Source organism: Arcobacter caeni, from assembly GCF_003063245.1.
Taxonomy (GTDB): domain Bacteria; phylum Campylobacterota; class Campylobacteria; order Campylobacterales; family Arcobacteraceae; genus Aliarcobacter; species Aliarcobacter caeni.
Genome location: NZ_MUXE01000036.1, coordinates 1 through 1,859, shown reverse-complemented (window position 1 = coordinate 1,859; position 1,859 = coordinate 1). Strand labels below are relative to the sequence as shown.

1 protein-coding gene is annotated in these 1,859 nt (G+C 26.4%); it reads right to left on the bottom strand.

What is annotated here, in order from left to right:
• Nucleotides 1-281: 281 nt before the first annotated feature.
• Nucleotides 282-1,532, bottom strand: a complete 1,251-nt coding sequence (locus tag B0174_RS11995; protein WP_108561344.1) for an IS110 family RNA-guided transposase — start codon at nt 1,530-1,532, stop codon at nt 282-284.
• Between the last annotated feature and the right edge of the window lie 327 nt (nt 1,533-1,859).

Here is a 1,859-nt window from a genome sequence, read left to right as displayed (position 1 = left end):
AAGCCTTTTTATAAAGAACACCTTAAATAATTAAAGGATTTATATAAAGGCAATATTTTATTAAAGATAAATATATAAGAAACATATTTTAGATAATTATTTCTAAAATATGTTTGATTCTGAAAGTACTTTTTAAAAGTCTATATTTGAGATTTAGACAAAGTATTTTTATAATCAAACACAATGTTTGGTTGAACAATTATGTACGGTAATAGCTATTTTAATAAGTGCTATTATGAAGTGATTTAAGTACTAATTTGAGTTCTTTAACTTTTTACTGTTTATGACTTTGCGAATACACGATTTGGATTATATGGTGTGTTATATTTAAATATAGCATATATAATAGTTGCTAATTTTCTTGATACCACAATAAGGGATTCTTTTTTGGATTTACCTTGAGATTTTTTAGTATCATATAAAGTTTTTAATTCAGGATTATGAAGTAAACAACCAACAGCTGACATATAAAGAGCATGTTTAGCTATGGATGAACCTCTTTTACTTAGATGTCCTGTATTTTTGGAATTACCAGAACTATTTTCAGTTGGAAATAATCCTAGATAACCTATAAATTTAGCAGTAGTGGGAAATCTTGTTAAATCTCCACATTCACTAATAATAGCAGCAATAGTTCTTTCAGCAACACCAGGTATTGATTTTAGATTATTTATTAAAGTTGTTGTTTTATCATCAGTTTTCATATCTTCTTCAAATTTCTGGGTTGATATATTCTGTTTTTCAAGTAAGCTAAAAATCTCTTGTTCTAATATTTCTATCTCTTGAAGATACATTTGAAGAAGTCTTATAGAACTTTTAATAGCTATTGCCCTAGCATCTTTGGCTTTACCTGAATATACAGATTGTTTAGATGCTTCTAATATTTGTTTGGCTTTTTCACTTGTGAAATTATTCCCTTGAATATGCCTAAATACTTTAACTATTCTATCAACGCTACTATGCTTATAATGTTCAGCTGTTGGATACTTATCAAGTAATGCCAAACCTATATTAGTAAATGGATTTACTATATATTCAAACTCTGGGAATGTAACTGCAAGATTTGTTAATATTCTTTTTTTTAAATCTTGCATATCACTTTGAATAGTAGTTCTATTGCGATATAAGGTTCTAAGACTTTGATACTCATCATCGGTTACATAACCCTCACTATATTTGCCATCTTTTAGAAATAGTGCAATCATTAATGAATCTATATTATCATTTTTAACTTTTTTCATTGTAGTTTGTTCTCTATACCTTGATGTTTGAAATGGATTTAATAGTTTAACATTATAAGCTTTTAGTTTTAGAAATTCCAAGAGGTTTTCACCATAAATACCTGTGGCTTCAATACCTATAATGAAATTAGTTTTATCAGGTGATATTGTTTCTAGTTTTTCAATAAAACCAGTATAACCATCTAAATCATTTTCAACTCTAAATGCTTTTTTAAAAACCTTAACTTCATTCTCATCAATGATTGTTACAACATGAAAGTTCTTTGCTATATCTATACCTACATAATGCATCTTTTTTGTCCTTTGTGTAATCTTTAGTTGTCTAATAATTATCTAAAAAGATAATTATTAGAATTCACAGCCTCGTTAATCTATATGTAATAAGTGCTAACAGCTACCCTTACAGCTTTTAAATAAGTGATTAACAACTAAAGATATCAACTGGCTTTATTTGATGAAGTATGTAAAAGAATTTACATCTACAAGGAAAAAAATGTTGTTTTATCTAAAGTCATAAACTGTAAAAAATTAAAGATTTGAAGTTAGTACTTCAATCTTAAAAGAATATATAGTTTAGTTAAAAACTAGATTATTTATTCATATGAAAATTATACGAGG

Coding starts and splice junctions, on each gene's coding strand:
- B0174_RS11995 (WP_108561344.1), bottom strand. CDS start 1,532: ATGCATTATGTAGGTATAGATATAGCAAAGAACTTTCATGTTGTAACA.